Source organism: Lutibacter sp. (genome assembly GCF_030692605.1).
GTDB lineage: Bacteria > Bacteroidota > Bacteroidia > Flavobacteriales > Flavobacteriaceae > Lutibacter.
The window spans coordinates 12,466-32,142 of record NZ_JAUYUD010000041.1 but is presented as its reverse complement, the minus strand read 5'-3'; the positions used below and the strand labels follow the sequence as shown (position 1 = coordinate 32,142).

At 29.2% G+C, this 19,677-nt stretch carries 18 protein-coding genes and 1 tRNA gene; 6 read left to right on the top strand and 13 right to left on the bottom strand.

All coding sequences use genetic code 11. The features are described 5' to 3' along the window. The 10 genes from Q8S45_RS03690 to Q8S45_RS03645 all read right to left on the bottom strand — a co-directional run bounded on the left by Q8S45_RS03690 (position 1) and on the right by Q8S45_RS03645 (position 12,519). Positions 1 to 879 (bottom strand): DMT family transporter, encoded by an 879-nt coding sequence (locus Q8S45_RS03690; protein ID WP_305601359.1) that lies wholly within the window; start codon positions 877 to 879, stop codon positions 1 to 3. Further along, complete coding sequence (locus tag Q8S45_RS03685; RefSeq protein ID WP_305601357.1) at positions 866 to 1,954, bottom strand: LptF/LptG family permease; 1,089 nt, start codon at positions 1,952 to 1,954, stop codon at positions 866 to 868. The genes Q8S45_RS03690 and Q8S45_RS03685 overlap by 14 nt, the downstream gene beginning before the upstream one ends. A 140-nt stretch (positions 1,955 to 2,094) precedes the next feature. Then, positions 2,095 to 3,225, bottom strand: coding sequence for a tRNA guanosine(34) transglycosylase Tgt (tgt, locus tag Q8S45_RS03680; RefSeq protein ID WP_305601355.1), 1,131 nt, complete (start codon positions 3,223 to 3,225; stop codon positions 2,095 to 2,097). Between the two features lie 57 nt (positions 3,226 to 3,282). Beyond that, a complete protein-coding gene (gene rluF / locus Q8S45_RS03675; protein WP_305601353.1) occupies positions 3,283 to 4,095 on the bottom strand; it encodes a 23S rRNA pseudouridine(2604) synthase RluF in 813 nt (270 codons plus the stop codon). Between the two features lie 186 nt (positions 4,096 to 4,281). Beyond that, positions 4,282 to 6,969 carry a response regulator gene (locus tag Q8S45_RS03670; RefSeq protein WP_305601351.1) on the bottom strand — a complete coding sequence of 896 codons (2,688 nt, stop codon included), beginning with the start codon at positions 6,967 to 6,969 and terminating at the stop codon, positions 4,282 to 4,284. Between the two features lie 131 nt (positions 6,970 to 7,100). After that, positions 7,101 to 7,532, bottom strand: a complete 432-nt coding sequence (locus Q8S45_RS03665) for a response regulator (protein ID WP_305601349.1) — start codon at positions 7,530 to 7,532, stop codon at positions 7,101 to 7,103. Further along, the gene (locus tag Q8S45_RS03660; protein ID WP_305601348.1) at positions 7,522 to 11,253 is read right to left on the bottom strand and encodes a PAS domain S-box protein; all 3,732 of its coding nucleotides are present in this window, start codon (positions 11,251 to 11,253) and stop codon (positions 7,522 to 7,524) included. Before Q8S45_RS03660 ends, Q8S45_RS03665 begins: the two co-directional genes overlap by 11 nt. A 140-nt stretch (positions 11,254 to 11,393) precedes the next feature. Beyond that, the gene (locus Q8S45_RS03655; RefSeq protein WP_305601346.1) at positions 11,394 to 11,681 is read right to left on the bottom strand and encodes a hypothetical protein; all 288 of its coding nucleotides are present in this window, start codon (positions 11,679 to 11,681) and stop codon (positions 11,394 to 11,396) included. Between the two features lie 257 nt (positions 11,682 to 11,938). After that, the gene (locus tag Q8S45_RS03650; RefSeq protein WP_305601344.1) at positions 11,939 to 12,151 is read right to left on the bottom strand and encodes a response regulator; all 213 of its coding nucleotides are present in this window, start codon (positions 12,149 to 12,151) and stop codon (positions 11,939 to 11,941) included. A gap of 5 nt (positions 12,152 to 12,156) precedes the next feature. Beyond that, the gene (locus tag Q8S45_RS03645; RefSeq protein ID WP_305601343.1) at positions 12,157 to 12,519 is read right to left on the bottom strand and encodes a PHP domain-containing protein; all 363 of its coding nucleotides are present in this window, start codon (positions 12,517 to 12,519) and stop codon (positions 12,157 to 12,159) included. 84 nt (positions 12,520 to 12,603) lie between these two features. Between Q8S45_RS03645 and Q8S45_RS03640 the strand changes: the two genes are divergently transcribed. The 4 genes from Q8S45_RS03640 to Q8S45_RS03625 are packed head-to-tail and all read left to right on the top strand — an operon-like array spanning position 12,604 to position 15,424. Then, positions 12,604 to 13,377, top strand: a complete 774-nt coding sequence (locus Q8S45_RS03640; RefSeq protein ID WP_305601341.1) for a helix-turn-helix domain-containing protein — start codon at positions 12,604 to 12,606, stop codon at positions 13,375 to 13,377. Then, the gene (locus Q8S45_RS03635) at positions 13,377 to 14,771 is read left to right on the top strand and encodes an exonuclease domain-containing protein (RefSeq protein WP_305601339.1); all 1,395 of its coding nucleotides are present in this window, start codon (positions 13,377 to 13,379) and stop codon (positions 14,769 to 14,771) included. The genes Q8S45_RS03640 and Q8S45_RS03635 overlap by 1 nt, the downstream gene beginning before the upstream one ends. A 5-nt stretch (positions 14,772 to 14,776) precedes the next feature. Beyond that, entirely contained in the window at positions 14,777 to 14,974 is a 198-nt protein-coding gene (locus tag Q8S45_RS03630) for a hypothetical protein (protein WP_305601337.1), read from the top strand. A 9-nt stretch (positions 14,975 to 14,983) separates the two neighbouring features. Further along, a complete protein-coding gene (locus Q8S45_RS03625) occupies positions 14,984 to 15,424 on the top strand; it encodes an SOS response-associated peptidase (protein WP_305601395.1) in 441 nt (146 codons plus the stop codon). Positions 15,425 to 15,541: 117 nt separating this feature from the next. Here Q8S45_RS03625 and Q8S45_RS03620 read toward each other — a convergent pair whose 3' ends face one another. Then, a complete protein-coding gene (locus tag Q8S45_RS03620; RefSeq protein WP_305601335.1) occupies positions 15,542 to 17,614 on the bottom strand; it encodes a tetratricopeptide repeat-containing sensor histidine kinase in 2,073 nt (690 codons plus the stop codon). Between the two features lie 112 nt (positions 17,615 to 17,726). Then, positions 17,727 to 18,167 carry a GNAT family N-acetyltransferase gene (locus tag Q8S45_RS03615; RefSeq protein WP_305601333.1) on the bottom strand — a complete coding sequence of 147 codons (441 nt, stop codon included), beginning with the start codon at positions 18,165 to 18,167 and terminating at the stop codon, positions 17,727 to 17,729. 189 nt (positions 18,168 to 18,356) lie between these two features. Between Q8S45_RS03615 and Q8S45_RS03610 the strand changes: the two genes are divergently transcribed. Then, positions 18,357 to 18,782, top strand: coding sequence for a GNAT family N-acetyltransferase (locus Q8S45_RS03610; protein ID WP_305601331.1), 426 nt, complete (start codon positions 18,357 to 18,359; stop codon positions 18,780 to 18,782). A gap of 57 nt (positions 18,783 to 18,839) precedes the next feature. Then, positions 18,840 to 18,915: transfer RNA gene (locus Q8S45_RS03605), tRNA-Gly, on the top strand. Positions 18,916 to 18,944: 29 nt separating this feature from the next. On the opposite strand, the gene Q8S45_RS03600 is transcribed toward Q8S45_RS03605, so the two are convergent. Next, complete coding sequence (locus Q8S45_RS03600) at positions 18,945 to 19,589, bottom strand: rhomboid family intramembrane serine protease (protein WP_305601330.1); 645 nt, start codon at positions 19,587 to 19,589, stop codon at positions 18,945 to 18,947. Positions 19,590 to 19,677: the final 88 nt, after the last annotated feature.

Below are 19,677 nucleotides of genomic sequence, written 5' to 3'. Positions count from 1 at the left end.
TTAAACGCTTTTTTTATTTTTTAATAGTCCGTTAACTATTACGGTCGATAATATAATTAAAGCTCCAATATAAAACTGAGGGCTCATTTGTTCCTTTTCACCAAAAATAATTACGGCAAGTATAATTCCATAAACAGGTTCTAAATTAATAGTTAGCATTACCGTATAGGGTGTAAGGTACTTCATTATTTTTACAGAAACAATAAATGCGTAGGCGGTGCAAATACTACTAAGTATTAATAAATAAAATAAATCGGAGGTGGTTAAACTAAAATCTTCTACCGAAAAACCTGAGGTGAATAAAATGAATATAGTTATAAAGAGAACACCAAATCCGAGTTGATAAAATGAAATTACTTCCGCATCATGTTTTCTAACTAATAGCCCATTATAAACTGAGAATAATGCTGATAAAAAAGAAGCTACTAGTGCATATAAAATTCCAAGACCAAAATTACCTTCAAAATTAAAAATAAGGTATAAACCAGAAATTACTATGAGTCCAAAAAATATTTCTGTAAAATTAAGTTTTCGTTTAAAAAAAATGGGTTCAATTATAGATGTAAAAAGAGCACCAGTACTCATTGTAACCAGCGCAACAGAAATATTTGCCACTTTAATGGCAGCGAAAAAGGCAATCCAATGAACTGCAATTACAACTCCTCCAAAAAAGAATTTCAATAAATCTTTAGGTGCTACTTTTAACGATTTTCTTCTCAGTAAAAAGTAGATGAATACAATTACAACAGCAAAAAGCATTCTGTACCAAACCAATGGAATAGCATCAATACTTATTAGCGCACCTAAAATTGCTGTAAACCCCCATATAAATACTAAAAAATGGAGGTGGAGGTAATGTTGAAGGTTAGTTTTTTGCATTTTTCAAGTATAGATAAATGGCTAAACTTCCAAAAAATAAGTTTGGTAACCAAACTGCAACAAAAGAGTTTGTATTCGCACCAGCTCCAAGTACTTCAGCAATTTTTAAAAAGAATACATAAATAAACATTAATGAAATTCCTATTGCTAAGTTAATTCCCATACCACCTCTACGCTTTTTGGAAGCTAATGCTACTGCCAAAAACGTTAGAATATATGATGATATTGGTAAACTTGTTCGTTTGTGAAATTCAACTAAATGGGTATTTAAATTGCTAACTCCTCTTTTTTTAGCCTGATTTATAAACTTATTTAAATCGGGTGAAGTTAATTCTTTTGCCATATAATCTATTGTAACCAAGTCTTGACCTGTAAAATTAAATGTGGTATCTAATTTATCTCCGTTAAAAATAATATCTCGATCATTTAATATAGTCCTTTTTGTATAATTCATTAAGGTCACTGAACTATCTGCTTCATTCCATTTAAAATTATCTGCCAACATTTTAAACTTTAATTTGTTTCCTTCAAACCGTTCATAGGAAAAGTAATATCCAACAGAACTTTCAACCGCATAATTTTTCAAAAAAATATAATCATTAGGACCAAGTTGGAGGTTTATATTCTGAATGTAAAGTGCATTAAATTCTTGTTTTTTTAAATATTTCTGACTGAATTCATTATAAGTTTTATTACTATTAGGAACAACAAAATGATTCATAAATAAGGATAAAACCGTTACAATAGTAGCGCCGATAAAATAAGGTTTTAAAAACCGTGTAAACGAAATTTTTGCTGAATGAATTGCAATAACCTCTGTATTACTTGCTAGTTTAGAGGTAAAAAAAATAACAGCAATAAAAAGTGCCAATGGCATAAATGTATTTCCGAAAATTATCAGAAAATTCAAATAATAATCTTTTAAAATAATACCAAAAGTAAGTTCTGGAAATCTTAGAAATTTATCAATTTTTTCAGATACATCAATAGCAATAGCAATTGGCAATAGTAAGCATAGCACCAATGCAAATGATGTTAAGTATTTTTTTAATATGTATCTGTCTAATATTTTCAACTTCTATATAGTATTTGGCATCAAGTATTTAGTATCAAGTGTTTAGTATCAGGTATCTAGTAATTGGTATCTTGTATTTTTTATTTTCAAATTTTAAACTTCGGTTTTTAACTTTTAATCTTTAACTTTCCAACTCAAACTTACAAGCGTTGATCCATTTGTTTTACCATTCTGTTTTTCCATTCCGTAAAATCTCCTGCTAATATATGTTTTCTTGCTTCACGAGTCAACCATAAATAAAAACCTAAATTATGGATTGAAGCTATTTGTTTTCCTAATAATTCGTTAGAAATAAACAAATGTCTTAAATATGCTTTGGAATATACGGTATCTACAAATGTAATTCCCATAGAATCAATTTCTGAAAAATCGTTTTCCCATTTTTTATTTTTAATATTAATGGTTCCGTGTGCTGTAAAAAGCATTCCATTACGTGCATTTCTAGTGGGCATCACGCAATCGAACATGTCAATTCCTAAGGCAATATTTTCTAAAATATTAATCGGTGTTCCAACACCCATTAAATATCTAGGTTTATCTTCAGGCAAAATAGCAGTAACAATAGCTGTCATTTCATACATTTCTTCTGCAGGTTCACCAACAGAAAGCCCTCCAATAGCATTTCCTTCTGCTCCAACTGAAGCAATAAATTCGGCAGATTGCATTCTTAATTCTTTATAAGTACTTCCTTGCACAATTGGAAAAAATGCTTGATTATAATCATATTTTAAGGGAGTTTTCTCTAAATGGGTAATGCAACGGTTTAACCATCTATGTGTCATATGCATGGATCGTTTTGCATAATTATAGTCACAAGGGTAGGGCGTACATTCGTCAAAAGCCATTATAATATCTGCACCAATAGTTCTTTGAATTTCCATCACATTTTCAGGAGTAAAGGTGTGGAATGATCCATCAATATGACTTTTAAATTTAACACCTTCTTCTTTAATTTTTCTTCTTTCGGAAAGTGAATAAACTTGGTAACCGCCACTATCGGTTAAAATATTTCGATCCCAATTCATAAATTTGTGCAAACCTCCAGCCTGCTCTAAAATTTCAGTTTTTGGACGTAAATATAAATGGTACGTATTTCCTAAAATAATATCAGGATTTATCTCGTTTTTTAGCTCAGTTTGGTGGACACCTTTTACGGTTCCTACGGTGCCAACAGGCATAAAAATTGGCGTTTCAATTTCACCGTGGTCGGTAGTAATTTTACCTGCTCTAGCTTTGCTTTGAGCATCGGTTTTTAATAGTTCAAATTGCATAGGCGGCAAAGATAGTTATAATAAGTTTTAAAGTTTAAAGTTTAAAGTTTGAAAGTTTTATTTTCTGAAATTTCTTTTTGGTTGAAATTTTTTAGAAGTATTTGACCTGAAATTATTTTTACGATTATCAACAGAAGCTTCTTCTGTTTTTGAAGAATCGGAAACCATATTATTTATAATTTCCATTTCTTCTGAAGTTAAAAGACGCCATTCGCCTGATTTTAAACTTCCTAAATGAACATTCATAATTCTTGTTCTTTTGAGTTTTGTAACTCCATACTCTAAATAATCACACATTCGTCTTATTTGCCTATTTAAACCTTGGGTTAATATAATTTTAAATGTGGTTTCATTTATTTTTTCAACCAAACATTTTTTGGTTATGGTTCCTAAAATTGGAATTCCATCACCCATTTTTTTAATGAATTCGGAAGAAATAGATTTATTTACTCCAACTATGTATTCTTTTTCGTGGTTATTTCCAGCACGTAAAATTTTGTTAACGATATCGCCATCATTGGTTAAAAAAATGAGCCCTTCAGAAGGTTTATCTAAACGCCCTATTGGAAAAAGACGTTCTGGATGATTGATGTAGTTTATTATATTTTTTGGTTCTTTTAGGTCGGTTGTGGAAACAATACCCACTGGTTTGTTAAAGGCAATGTATAACGTTTTTGGTTTTTCAATTAAAGGTTTTCCATCTATTTTAACTACATCTCCTGCAAATACTCGATTTCCTAATTGCGTAGGTTGTTCATTAATAGTAACCTTACCATCTGTAATTAATTTTTCAGCTTCCCTTCGAGAACAAATACCAGTACTACTTATGTATTTATTAATGTTTATAGAATCTTTATTTGTTAAATGCACAGCTAAAAAAATTAGATTGTAAAAATAACATTTAAAAATAAATATGCCGTTTTTTACAAATACAACGTTAAGAAAAATATTTTGAAGACTATTGCAATCAGGTTACTTTTAAATTAATTAGTTTCAACACCAACATATCAATAATTAACTCAGCTGAATATTCAAAAATTATAAGTGATTAAAAATTTACTGAAAATTCTTTTCAATTAAATTTAATAACTCTGTTTGATTAATAGGTTTGGAAATATAATCGTTGCATCCAGCACTTATGGCTTTTACTTTATCACTAGACTGAGCATATGCAGTTTGGGCAATAATGGTTACATTTTTATTAAATTCTCTAATTTTTCGTGTAGCTTCGAGTCCATCCATTTCTTGTAATCGAATGTCCATTAAAACAACATCGATATCTTTTATTTTTTTGAATATTTCTATTGCCTCAATACCGCTTTTAGCAACATAAATTTTAGTGCAAATGTCACTTACAACTTCGGTTAAATATAGCAAAGAAATTTCATCGTCCTCAACAATTAAAATATTTAAATTTTTATTGATTACATGTGGATTTCTTTTTTCTTCTCTTATTTCTCTACTATCAATTTTTTCTTTTATCTCTAGCGGAATAGAGACTTTAAATTCAGATCCAACCCCTTCGGTTGAATTTAATGAAATTTCTCCTTGAAGCATTTCAACATATGATTTTGAGATAGATAAACCCAGTCCTGAACCTTCATGAACATCTTTATCTTCAATATCTGCCTGTACAAATCTATCAAAAACAAATGCTTGTCTGTTTATCGGAATACCAATTCCAGTATCTTTTACATTAAAATGAAGCATATCTCCATTAAGTTGTACGCCAAATTCTATTTTACCAGTATTCGTAAATTTAATAGCATTTTTAACGAGATTGGTTATTATTGAATAAACTTTTTCACGATCTGATTTTATCATTTCATCTTTTACAGCTAATTTATGGGTAAGCATTAATTCTAATCCTTTTTTATCCGCTTCCAATTTAAAAAATGAAAAGATTTCCTCCATTTTCTCATTGATATTAAAATCTGATAATGATACTTTCATTAATCCTGCTTCAATTTTAGAGATATCCATAATATCATTGATGGTAGTTAACATTCTATTACCACTTTTTTCAATAATTTCGATATATTTCTGTTGTTTTTCTGGAGAAAGATCTGGTGTTTTTAACAATTCTGAAAAACCTAATATACCACTCATTGGTGTGCGTATTTCATGACTCATATTGGTTAAAAATGCCGATTTTAAACGATCACTTTCTTCGGCTTTTTCTTTTGCAGCTATTAGGTCTAATTCAAATTTCTTTCTTTGAGTAATATCTTCTTTCACCGCTAAGAAATGGGTTAGATTCCCTTCTGTATCTTTAATGGATGAAATAACAATATTTTCCCAATAAGTACTTCCATCTTTTTTCTTGTTTAAAAATTCTCCTGACCACTCTTTTCCATTCAATATTGTATTCCAAAGGTTTTCATAAACTTCTGGTTTGGTATTGCCAGATTTTAAAATATTTGGGTTTTTTCCTTTAACCTCATTAAAGCTATAACCACTAATGGTGCTATATTTAGGATTTACATATTCAATATTGCCATTGAGATCTGTAATCATAATAGAAGCCGGACTTTGTTCTACTGCTCTTGATAGTTTACGAAGTTCATCTACAGCAATTTTGCGTTCGGTATTATCTATTATATATCCTTTAATTGATAGCAACTTATTTTGATCATCAAAAACACCAACGATATTAGAAATTACATGAATCGTTTTCCCGTCTGTTCTTATTAAATCGTATTCATATTCTACCAATCTTTCTTTTTCTAAGATTAGTCGAATAATTTCTTTTCTAACTTCAGGAGTTTTATATTTTAAATAAAAATCATGATTACGAGCTTCTTCAATTGATTTGTATCCCAAAATTTTGAGATAAGCTGGATTGCAATTTTCTAAATATCCATCAACTGTTGCAATAAAATCGCCAGTTAAATCATCGTCAAAAAATAATTTATATTCTTGGTGACTTTTTTTCAATTCTTCTTGTTGTTGTTTTAACAACCAATGCTGATAGGCATTTTGCAACAAAGACGGTAAACGGTATATATAATTATCACGTTTTACCATATAATCATTGGCACCTATTTTTAAGGCCTGTACAGCAATTTCTTCATTTCCTTGACCTGTAATTATAATAATTGGAATGTTTAATTTTAGTTCTTGACGAATTATTTTTGTCAAAATTAAACCATCAATTTTAGGTAATCGATAATCAATTAATAATAATTGATAAGGTTTAATTGCTGTTTCATCCTTATTTAATAATGTTAAAAAGTCGTTAACATCAGCAATATGATCAAATTTAAAATGAGGTGCATATTTTTTAAAATGTCGAATTGTTAAATCAACATCAGCTAAATGATGCTCTACATACAAAACTTTAATTTTTGTGTTATTTCGAAATTTAATTTTAGCGTTAAAACTAGTATGAAATAAAATAGCGTCATTTAATTTGGTTAAATATTCTAATTTTTTTATTACAAAATCATCTGCACCATATTTTAAAGCAGTTACTGCCAAATCTTCATCGCCAGAACCAGTTAAAACAATGGTTATAATGGGCCATTTATTATTTATTATTTCTAAAAGTAACTCTAATCCAGATCCATCTGGTAAGTTAACATCTAATAATGCTACTTGAAAATCATGTTCTTGATCTAATAAATTTCTTGCATCTTTTAGAGTTGAAACACTTTTAATGGTACAAGTTTCAATTTTTTTAATCAAACTTCTTTTGATTAAATCGGTATCGGCGGCATTGTCTTCTAGTAGTAATATTTTCATGGATCTGATTTTGTAATATTTAAAATTTTATACTATTCAATTTTCATTATTTCTTCAATCATTGTTTTTTATAGCATTCTTTTTGTTATAGTTTCCTGTTGACTAATTTAAGGGGAAACAATTTTAATTTATTATAACGCAGGATTGTTAATAACAGTCCAATACAATTCTATTTTTTCAACTACTTCAATAAATTTCTCAAAATTTACTGGTTTAACTATATAAGAATTGGCGCCTATTTCATAAGCTGATTGTATATCTAAATTATCAGCTGAGGTAGTTAAAATAACAACCGGTATTTTTTTAAAGTCAAGATGTGATTTGAATTCTTTCAAAACCTCGAGTCCGTGAATTTTAGGTAGTTTTAAATCTAGTAAAACAACAATTGGTAAATTATTTTGTTCCAAACAAGTGTTCATTAAACTAAGAGCTTCTTCACCATCTCGTGCTACTATGATAGGGTTAGTAAGTTTTCTTAATTTAAAAGCTCGAAGTGTTAAATCAATATCTACCGGATTGTCTTCTATAAGTAAAATCGGATTGTTTAAATTACTATGATTCATAATTCAATATTTTAGGTATTTCTAAATAAAACGTAGCGCCTTTTCCAAGTTCACTAGTTGCCCATACACGTCCGTCCATTCGTTGCATTGCTTTTTCAACCATTGCCAAACCAATTCCGGTACCTGGATATTCTTCAACCCTATGTAAACGTTTAAAAATTTGAAATACTTTATCGTAATATTTCATATCAAATCCTATTCCGTTATCTGTTACTAATATATGCCAAAAATTCTTATCTTCTTCAAAATCAATGATAATTTTCGGATTTTCAACCAATTTAGTAAATTTAATGGCATTTTCAAATATATTTCTAAAGGCAATTGATAAACCATCCAAATCAGCAACAATTAAAATGGTTGGTATGTTAATTTGAACTTCAAATTTAAAATCATCTAATTCTTTTTTATATAAGTTGATGGAATTATTGATAAAAAGATTAATATTTAAAAATGATTTCTTTATCAACGAATGGTCAAGCCGAGAATATGCCAATAAATCTTCAATAATTTGATTCATTTGTTGGGTTCCACTTCTGATATTATTTACAAATATTTTAGCCTCTTCGTTTAACTCAGAAGCATAAAGCTCTTGCAACAAATTACTGTAACCGTCAATACCACGCAATGGTGCTTTTAAATCGTGCGATACAGAATAAGAGAATGTTTCCATTTCCTTATTGATCTCAGCCAATTTTTTGTTTGATGTTGCTAATTGATTTTGTTTAATATTTAAATCATCAACCATATTTAACAAGGCTTTCTCACTTTTTTCTAATTCAAGTGTGCGTTCTTTTACCTTATTTTCTAAATCTTGTACTAATAAAATGTTTTCAATAAACAACGCTACTTGAGAAGATAGCGTTTCTAATATTTTTAAACTTCTAGGTATTGGTTTAATATCCGTTCTGGTAAATACACATAAAACGCCTAAGCCAATTCCTTTTGATATTAATGGAAATGCAGCATGAAAACGAATATCTTCACCTCGTAATACTTCACGAGTAGCATATTTTAACACCTCTTCTTTTGTGTTTAAAATTAACGGACAATTATCCTGAACGCAACTACCACACAAACAATCTCCAACTTTAATTTTGTTTTCGGTAAGATCGATAATGGTTTCTTCGGATGATTCTCGCTGACTAATCAGTTTAAATGTATTGTCGGGCTCAATTAAACAAATAGTTCCGCCCTCTAATCCGCAAATTTGAAGCGCTTCATCCAGTACCGTATCGAGCATTTCTTTTAAATTGATAGAACTTACACTTGCCATGATAATTTCATTGAGTGTTTTCAATTCTTTGTTGATGGTGAGAATTTCTTCTTCTGTTTGTTTACGTTCGGTTACATCATTTACCAAAACCAAGCGCGCAGGTTTACCTTCAAAGAGTAAATTATGTGAAAAAATTTCTACCAAAATAAGTTTACCATCTTTTAATTGATGCCTCCAAACACCTGATTCTTGAAATTCATCGGTCACACTTTCAATATTTTTTAAGAGTGATGCAATATCTTCTTGCGGACGAATATCTTTCAAAGTCATTGTTAAAAATTCATCTTTAGCATAACCGTATTTTTTAAGAGCGGTTTCATTTACATCTTTAAATTGTAAAGTTTCTAAATCATAAATCCACATGGGTTGCGGGTTGTTTTCAAACAATTGTCTAAAATGGATTTCACTTTCTTGTAGCAATTGTTCTGCTTTTTTGTGTTCGGTCATGTCAATTGCCATACCTCCTACAAATTTTTTACCTGATTCAGTTTGTATCGGAAATTTATTGACCAAAGCATGAAAAATAGTGCCTTTATAGTCAACAACAGTTTCATCGGTTTCTAATAATTGATTGGTTTCTAATACAAAACGATCATTTTGTTGAAGCCGTTCGGCAATTTCTTGACCAAATATGATAAAATCATCTTTTCCTTTGATGTTTTCTAATTTGATGTTTTGCATATTTTCATACGCTTTGTTTAAGAAAACATAATTGAGGTTTTCATCTTTTATCCACGCCAACGCAGAAGTATTGTTCATAAAAGTCACAAAACGTTGTTCACTTTCTTGTAGCAATTGTTCTGCTTTTTTGTGTTCCGTAATATCGGTAACAACGCCATCCCAAAGAATATCGCCATTCTCAACTATGCTTGGATTTGATCGAACACTAAACCATTTAATTTTGTCTTTAATGACTACTCTTCCTTCCCATTCAAATAGTTTTGGGTTATGAAATGTCGCTAAAATTAAATTGATAAAGTTTTCAAATTCATCGGGATGAACGGTTTTAAAAACATTCATATAATCGAGATAGGCATCTTTTTCTGTAATACCCGCCATTTCACACATTCTAGGACTGATATATTCAAAAGACATTTCTTCGGATGTTTTCATCCTAAATTTATAAACGCCCACTGGAATATTCTGTACCAGCGAATCGTATTGTTCTTTCTGATTTTTGATGAGTTTATTCGCTTGTTTTCGCTCGGTGATATCATAAATAAGGGCCACATATACTTCTTTTTTATCAAAAAATGAAAGTGTAAGTTGCACTTCAACTGGAACAGTTGTTTTATCTTTCCTTTGAAAAATTGATTCAAAAAGTATTTTATCAGATTGATTTTGTAAAAGTGGCTCCGCTTGCCTCAAAAATTGGTTTCTATTAATAGTTGGTAAAATATCTAGAAAAGTCTTGTCTTGTAATTCACTGATAGCATAACCCCCTTTTTGAATTGCTCCTTTATTGGCATGTATAAATTTTAAATTAACTTTACTGAAAATATAGATTTTAGTGTTTAGTTGATCAATAATATTACCAAACTGCTTAACCAACGTTTCAGCTTGTAATATATCGATTCCGATTGTTTTTAAATCACGAATATAGATTTGATTAAAAGGAAGTTGATCCTTATTTTCAAGAGGTGAGTTTTTAATTATATTAACAAAGTTGTTGAATTGATTTTGAATAAGTTTGGCTACATAAGTTGAAAAAAGTAATAATAAAATAAGTAATGGGATAAAAATGCCAATACCTATTAAGAGACCTCTATATAAATTGCTTTTTAAGTCCTTTTCCATTAGCGCAATCTCACTATCAAGATTATCTAAATAATCACCTGCACCTAAAATCCATTCCCATTGGTCAAATCCCATAATATAGGATATCTTTGGATATGGTTTAGGATCATCCATCTTCATAAATTCATATTGAAAAGAGCCTCCGCCGGGGAGTTTAACCAAATTCATTTCGGTTTCAAATAAATTGAGACCACTAGGCTGTTTTAAATCAGACATTCTTATTGGTTCTTCTAATTTTTTACCGTTAAAAAGCAATGCATTTCCACTATATGTATTTACAAAAACATAGCCGTCATTTCCAAAACGGATACTTTCAAAGTACCGCAAAACCCGATCTTTTAATTGTTCTTGAGAATATCTAATAGTGTCATGTTTAGTATATTCTATATAGGAAATAAGACGCAATACTTCTTCTTTTAGTTTTTCTTCTTTGTTTTCAAGGTTTTTTTCTTTTAATAAACTAATTTCTTTTTGAACACCATTGGATTCTGACATGACCCAAGCAGTAGAAACTATAAGGATTGATAAAATGGAAGCTGAAACTATGAGAATAAGTGAAAACTGATAAACACTTAAACCCTTTTTTTTAAATAAATTAAAGGGAAAAGACAATAAATTCTTTGTTGATATGGATGTCTTTATTTTTGTCATTTTTTTTACTTGTTGCAAAATAGCTAAATATAAATATTTTTAGGATTTAATATTTTTTTTTAAATTTTCAATTTCTTCTTTTAATTCATACACTTGTCTACTCATATAAGCAGGATTTATTAGTGTATATTGAATTGAATCTACAAAAAAATCACGGTTTTTAATATGTGATAAATATGGATTTGGTGGCGTTTTTTTAGTATAGGAACATAGACTCCACCGTGATCTGAAGCCCAACGACGGTATAATATATCTTTGTCAAACCCAACTTTTGTGTATATATATGCTCGATTTATAGCTTCTACATCCATCCTTTTTTTATCCCATCTCAAAAGAAAAAGGATTAAAATTGTCCAAATAAGAATACTTAAAATAACATATTGACGAAGTTTTAAAGGATTATTATTTATAAGGGTTTTTTTTTTCATATTTATTTTGTATTAATAAAAGTAATATTATGGTGTTTTTAACCTCTTTAAATATACGAATTAATTGAATTGAAAAACAATGTTAAACTTATTAGAATCTAGCTATTTAATGCTATTAAAAATGTACTTTATTTAGGATTTAGGAAAAAGAGTAAATAGCTATGAGAAGAATTTAACTTTAATAATATAACTTAACAAAAACCATCAAAATAAATTAGATGGAAACTAGATAATAAATATCTTTCTTAATAAGTTAATTATATTTTGTTAATGTATTTATGAATAGTTTCCAATAATTGGTCTCTGGTAATTGGTTTAGCTATATAATCATTACAGCCTGCTGATATTGCTCTGTCTCTATCTTCTGCCATTGCGTAAGCGGTTAAAGTAATAATCGGAATAGTTGTATTTGTTTTTCTGATTTCGATAGTTGCATCAATACCGTTCATAATTGACATATTAAAATCCATTAAGATTAAATTGATGGTTGAAATGGATAAATTACAAACGTTTCTGGAATGTATTTTGCCCGTTCTGGAACAATAAATTTGTTTGAATGCAACATTTTTGACAAGTACTTATTGAGTTGTTGTAATGCATTATTATTTTGAGCAAGCATTACAAACTGTTGTTGTGCTCCATTTCTAAAATCTACACCCAAAACAGGTTTTATACCGTATTTTTTGGCAAAACGAACAATATCTAACTGTGCAGATGTACTGTTAATATCCGTCAGTGCCATTGCTGTAACACCACAGCTTAAAGCCTGTTGTAACAAGGCTTCTGGCGGTATTGTACCGTAGCGTAAACTGTAGTATGTATGTGTGTTTAAATACATTTATAGTAAAAAAATTATGTAGCTAATTATTTTTTGCTAAATTAGCTTATTATTTGAGCAATTATTGCTCATTATTTTAGCATTATGAATTATTTAGCCACCAACATTAAACACATTAGAACTTTAAAAAGGTTAACTCAAGAGCAATTTGCGGAAGACTTAAAAGTGTCGCGTTCACGCATTAGCTCATACGAAGAAAACAGGGCCATTCCACCTATTGATTTTTTGGTAGATTTATCGGAGTATTTTAAAATTCCAATAGATATTTTAATAAAGAATAATTTATCGAGGGCTACTAATGACACCTTCATTGAAATTGGCAATAAAAGAGTACTTTTCCCCATTACAGTTGATGGTGCTAATGAAGACTTAATAGAAATTATTCCTATAGAAGCATCTGCTGGTTATTTAAGAGGATATGCGAATCCAGAGTATATAGAACATTTAAGCAAAATTAAATTGCCTTTTTTACCAACAGGAACACATAGAGCTTTTCCTATTAAAGGAGACTCTATGTTGCCTGTAAAAAGCGGTTCGTACATTGTTGCGCGTTTTATTGAAGACGTAGCATCTATTAAAGATGGCAGAACGTATATTGTTTTAACATTAAATGATGGATTGGTTTATAAACGGGTGTTTAAAAAAATAGAAGAACATAATATGTTATTGCTAGTTTCGGATAATAAAAAATACAATCCGTATTACGTATCTATTGAAGAAGTACTTGAGTTGTGGGAATTTACGTGTAGCATAAATACTCAAGAATATGATGAGCACGAACTAAAAATAAGTAGCATTGCTGGAATGCTTAACCAATTAGGTGTTGAATTAAAAGCACTCGAAAAATCGCTTAATTAATGTATTCAATTGTAGATATAGAAACTACTGGGCACAGTAATAAAATAACAGAAATTTCCATTTTTATTTTTGATGGTAAAAAAGTGGTTGATGAATATACAACGTTGGTAAATCCAGAATGTAATATCCCGCCTTTTATTACTAATTTAACGGGAATTACCAATGCAATGGTAGGTAATGCTCCTAAATTTTATGAAATTGCTAAAAAGGTGTACGACATTACCAAAGACACTATTTTTGTGGCTCATAATGTTAATTTTGATTACAATATTATTCACCAAGAATTTAAAGATTTAGGATTTGATTTTAAGCGAAAAAAGCTCTGCACTATTCGCTTATCACGCAAATTAATACCTCATTTAAAATCGTATAGTTTAGGCTCACTTTGCGCTACCCAAAATATTGTAATTAAAGATAGACATAGGGCAAAAGGGGATGCAGAAGCAACCACCATATTATTTGAACAATTATTAGGTTTAGATACAGATCAAAAAGTATTTAATTCGTTTTTAAATCCACGTTCAAAACAAGCAACATTACCTCCTTTAATAGCTAAAAAAATAGTGGACGAGCTTTCGGAAAAAACAGGTATTTATTATTTCAAAAATTTGAAAAACGAAATTATTTATGTTGGAAAAGCAAACAACATAAAACAACGCGTTACTAGTCATTTTTACGATAAAGCAAAAAAGGAAATTACCATGTGTTTAGAAACCAGCAACGTTACTTTTGTTGAAACTGGGAGCGAGTTATTGGCACTTTTAATGGAATCGGCGGAGATAAAAAAACACTTTCCAAAATATAACCAATCGCAACGGCGTGCAAGTGAAAGTGTTGGTTTATTTAGTTACGAAGATAGAGACGGAATTATTCATTTGGCTTTTAACCGACTTAAATTAATTGCAAATCCGTTAATGAAATTTTACAACGAAACGGAGAGTCGTATTTTTTTAGAAAAATTATGTGAAGAATATGAATTGTGTCCAAAATATTGCCATCTACAATCAAATGTTACCAATTGTTTTCATTATCAAATAAAACAATGCAAAGGTATTTGTAAAAACGAAGAAGCTGTTGAAGCGTATAATATCCGTGTGCAAAATGCCATTGAATCAGTTCAATTTAATACACAAAATTTTGTAATTAAAGAAGCTGGAAGAACTTCAAAAGAAATTGGGATTGTTTTAATTTTAAACGGAATTTATAAAGGTTTTGGCTATATGAATAAACGTAAAAAAATAACTTCTATTGACGATTATTTTGATAACATTACCTCTCAAAAAGATAATAATGATGTAAAACGGATTTTAAATTATTATCTAAAAAATAATATGGAAACAGTTGAACCATTGAACGAAGCTATACTTGAATTAAATACATTTAATTTGAGTTAAAAATCATGTGTTATCAAACTAAAATACTCAAGCAGAAAGAAGAAATTCAACAACATTTTAACACTGATGTTAGCGAGCTAGCTGGTTTTGAGCCTTTAGAGTTTTGCAGTGCATTTGATTTTCCTAAAACACCCATAATTACTAATACTCAGCCAACAACGGTTCAGTTATTTAATTGGGGATTGATACCAAACTGGGCTTAGGATTATTCAATTAGAGATTATACGTTAAATGCCCGAATAGAATCATTATCCGAAAAAAAATCTTTTAAGAATGTTATTCAAAACAGGTGTTTAATTATTGCTGATGGGTTTTATGAATGGCAATGGATGACTAAAAGTGGCTTTAAAAAACAAAAATATTTAATTACACTCCCAACAATGGAATTGTTCTCATTTGCTGGAATTTATAATGAATGGACGGACGTTACCAATGAAAAAATAAATACATATTCCATAATTACCACACAGGCAAATATACTAATGAGCAAAATTCACAACACTAAACAACGCATGCCAATTATTTTGAAAAAGGAAGATGAGCAGCATTGGCTAAAAGGGGAGAATTATGAAGATTTTAAATTTCCGTACAGCTGTGATTTGGTAGCTACTAGTCTGAGTAATGATTTCACTAGTCAGTTAGGGCTATTTTAATTTTTTTCGAAAGGACTGCCATTAGTAAATAAAAATAAATGGACGTGCCATAATTAAAGAACAAACGCATAATTGGGTTACGTTTTGTGTTTTTAATTTAAGTTTTTTGTTGATTTATTAAAAAACGGAATTTGAAATAGTTTCCGAAGCCATAGGAATTGTAAAAGTAAATTTACTACCAATAGATGGTTGGGATGAAACAGTAATTTCACCTCCATGTTTTTGAACAAAATCTTTACATAAAATCAATCCTAAACCTGAACCTGACTCATTGTCGGTTCCTAATCTCGAATTTTTAACTTCAAGGTTAAAAATGTTTTCGACATCGATTTTGCTTATGCCAATCCCATTATCTTCTATTGTAATAGAAACAAAATCTTTAATTATTTCATTATATATTTTTATTTCCCCTTTTGCTTCGGTAAACTTAAGAGCATTTGAAATTAAATTTCTTAATATGGTATCCAACATATTTTCATCCGCTTTAACTTCAGTAGGATAATTAATTTTATTTATTATTTTAATTTCTTTTGTGGCTGCCTGAATTTCGAGTAATGAAATCACATCTGCCACCTGATTAAATAAATTTAGTTTTGTGGGCACAAATGCTATTTCTCCAGATTGTGAATGAGCCCAAACCAATAAATTATTTAACAAATTTGTTGATTTTATTGTTGATGCTTTTATAATGTTTAAAAACTTTAAGCGCTTTTCATCGTCATATTCATGACTATTATCAATTAACAATTCTGTAAAACCTTTTATGGAGTTAAAGGGGTTTTTTAAATCGTGAGCTATAATAGAGAAAAACTTGTCTTTAGTTGCATTTAATTGAGTCAATTTTTCTTTTTGAGCTTCAATTTCTCCATTCATTTTATTTATTTTATGATTTTGATATGTCAATAAATTATATGCATTAACTTTTTTGGTTTGTTGATTGAGTAACAAAATAAGTAAAAAAGCAAATAATATAATGGCCCCAATTAAAAAATACATATATTTTTTACGCGAATCCAATTTAAGTTGTGTAGCATCTTGCTCCTTTTCTAAGGAATTAACAGTGTAATTTATTTTTTCGAGCTCAATTAAGGTATTAATTAATTGATTTTTTTTAGACTTATCTGAACTATATAGACTGTCCTTTAATTTTATATATTTTTTGGTATAAATGAGGGCATTAGATATATCACCCAATTTATCATATGATTTTCCTAGTAGTTCTAGGTTTAGCACTTGATATTCATATTCACCAATAATTTTTGATATTTTATAACTTTGATGTGCATATTTTATAGCTTCATTGTAATTTTTCTGATTAAAATAAATGTCCGAATAATTCAATAAAACAACAGCAATCAGATCTTTTTCATTCAATTTTTCGGCTTCTTTTAACGATTGAGAAAAGTAGCTATTTGCTTTTTTATAGTCTTTTAATATTCCGTAAGAGTCACCAATGTTATTATAATTTATGGCCACTCCAATTTCGTCTTTCAGCTTTTTTTGAATTGCCAATGATAAATTATAGTATTGTAATCCTTTTTCTAAATTACCTTCTTCGGAATAGGTATTTCCCAAATTTGTATACGTATTAGAAATTCCAAGAGAGTCATTTAAACGTTTATAGATACTTAGTGATTCTAAATAATATTTTTCTGAAGTCACATAGTTTTCTTGACCATACAATGTGTGACCAATATTTGTATTGATTATTGCAATTCCACGCAGATCATTTATCTCTTTATATCCTGTAAGCGCAATTAAAAAATGTTCAATTGCCTTATTTTCGGCATACATTCTAAGATAATTAATTCCTAAGTGGTAGTTAACTTGTGCATAACGTTTTTTGTTGCTATTATTATCGAATAATAAAGAAGAAGCTATATAATTTTCTATTGCTTTGGGGTATTTATTATGGGCTTCGTAATAATCTCCTAATCTTAAATAAGTTTCAGCTAGATGAGATTTAGAATTCAATTTTAATGCAAGTTTGTGTGCATTTGAATAATAATAAAATGAAGAATCATTTTTATTCTTAATGTAATAGCGACCTATATTAATATTGGCAGTAATAAGCGCAGTATCTGTTTTTTGCAACAAATTTTGCTTTAACTGAGGTAAATCAAATTGTTCTTGACTGTAAGAAGACAGAAAACATCCAATTAAAAAAATAATAATAAATATTTTTCTCATCAATAGAAGGGGGTTGAGAATAATTAGCTAGGGTTAAACTCATTATTTAACACTAAGTTTAAACTATTTAACAATCCAAAAATATGGAAAATAAGCCAATAAATATAATTAATTACCTATTTTTTAATTTTTTAACCATAGCGTAATGCTCCCCAACATAATTAATCTGAAAAATTTCACCAACAGTTTTGAAACCCAATTTTTCGTAGAAATTTACTGCGGAAATTCTGGCATTACACCAAAGGAAATCTATATTTTTTTCCTCAATAATTGAAATAGCATTTTCGAGCATCAATTTCCCAACACCTTTTCCTTGATATTCAACCAAAGTTGCCATACCTCTTAATTGATATTGAGAGCCATTAAAAAGGTTGTTAGATTCTTTCATATAACTAGAAACAGAAATTAATTTATCATTATTAAAAGCACCTAAATGAAATGTGGTATCATCCAAATCGCCATTAAATTGAAATGGCAATGGAATATTTTTACGCAAAACTTCCAAACGAATTGGATACGTATCTTGAGCGGTTATTTTTTTAATAGTTATCATTTTTTAAATTATATAAAATGGCACGTTTGTTATTAAATCTAAATTCATTTACATAGTTAAAATTACACTTTTTTAAAACATATGGAGGCTATATTTTCAATTTTATGTTTGCGCTACAATTTCTCTTAAATACATTCGTTTCGTTTGTAAAATAAATTTCATAATATTGATATTTTATTGCCAATTTATATGAAAACAATTGAATTTAGAATTATTGAACCCAAAAATATTTTAACAATTATTCCATTGTTGAAAATGGTAAACAATTATACTCCAGAAGAGATTTTGAAAAAACGCGTTCTGGAAATGGTTGGACAAAATTATAAATGTGTTGGTATGTACGATGGTAAAACCTTGATAGGAATTTCTGGATTATGGTTTTTAACGCGGCATTATTGTGGTAAAACGGTGGAACCAGACCATGTGATAATTGATGAAAATTATCGAAATATGGGAATTGGCAAAAAATTATTTGAGTGGATTTACAAGTACGCTAAAAATAACGGGATTGAAGCTTCTGAGCTAAACACCTTTATTTCAAACACTAAATCTCATAAATTTTATGAAAACGAAGGGTATAAAAGATTGGGATATCACTATTTAAAAATATTGTGATATTTTATTTAAAATAGTTGTAAAAATATAAAAGGATTGTATATTTGCCCTACCAATGCGAGAGTAGCTCAGTTGGTAGAGCTTCAGCCTTCCAAGCTGACTGTCGCCGGTTCGAGCCCGGTCTCTCGCTCCAAAAAAAGTCAAACATTTGTTTGACTTTTTTTATTTTAATTTATCTCCAAATAGTAATAATAGCACTATTGGAACACCCATTAATAAAACTATAAAAGTGTTATTTGTAAATATAGTTGGATCTAATAATAATATCAAACCATATCCGCCAATTGCCCCGCCTAAATGAGCTGCATGACCAATATTTCCAACACTATTTTTCATTCCATAAATAGAATATAGCAAATACCCAATACCAAAAATATAACCAGGAATTGGTATTGGTAGTGGAAACATATAAAGGCTCATAGACGGGTTTAATAAAATAGAGGCAAAAATGATACCCGCAACTGCACCTGAAGCGCCCACAGCACTATAATATAATTCGCTTTTATGAAATTTTAAAGTGAGTAAATTTCCGCCAATTAAACTTCCTAAGTAGATAATTAAAAATTTAAATACTCCAATGTTTCCAATTATAATTGGTGCAAAAATATATAGAACATACATGTTTAAAATGAGGTGTAGGTAATCTACGTGCAAAAAAGCAGAAGTGAACATTCTAATTTTTTCACCTCTGTTAATAGCTCCAATCTGAAATTTATAGTTGTCAAAAAATAAGCGGTCACTAAAACCTTTAATGGAGGTTAAAACATTAGCGGCAATAATTAGAAAAAGAATTTTATCGAAATACATTTAATATTGATTTTATAAAAAACGAAAATATAAAAAAGATATGATATGAATCTAATTTAAATTTTTTTCTAATTTATTATTTAAATTT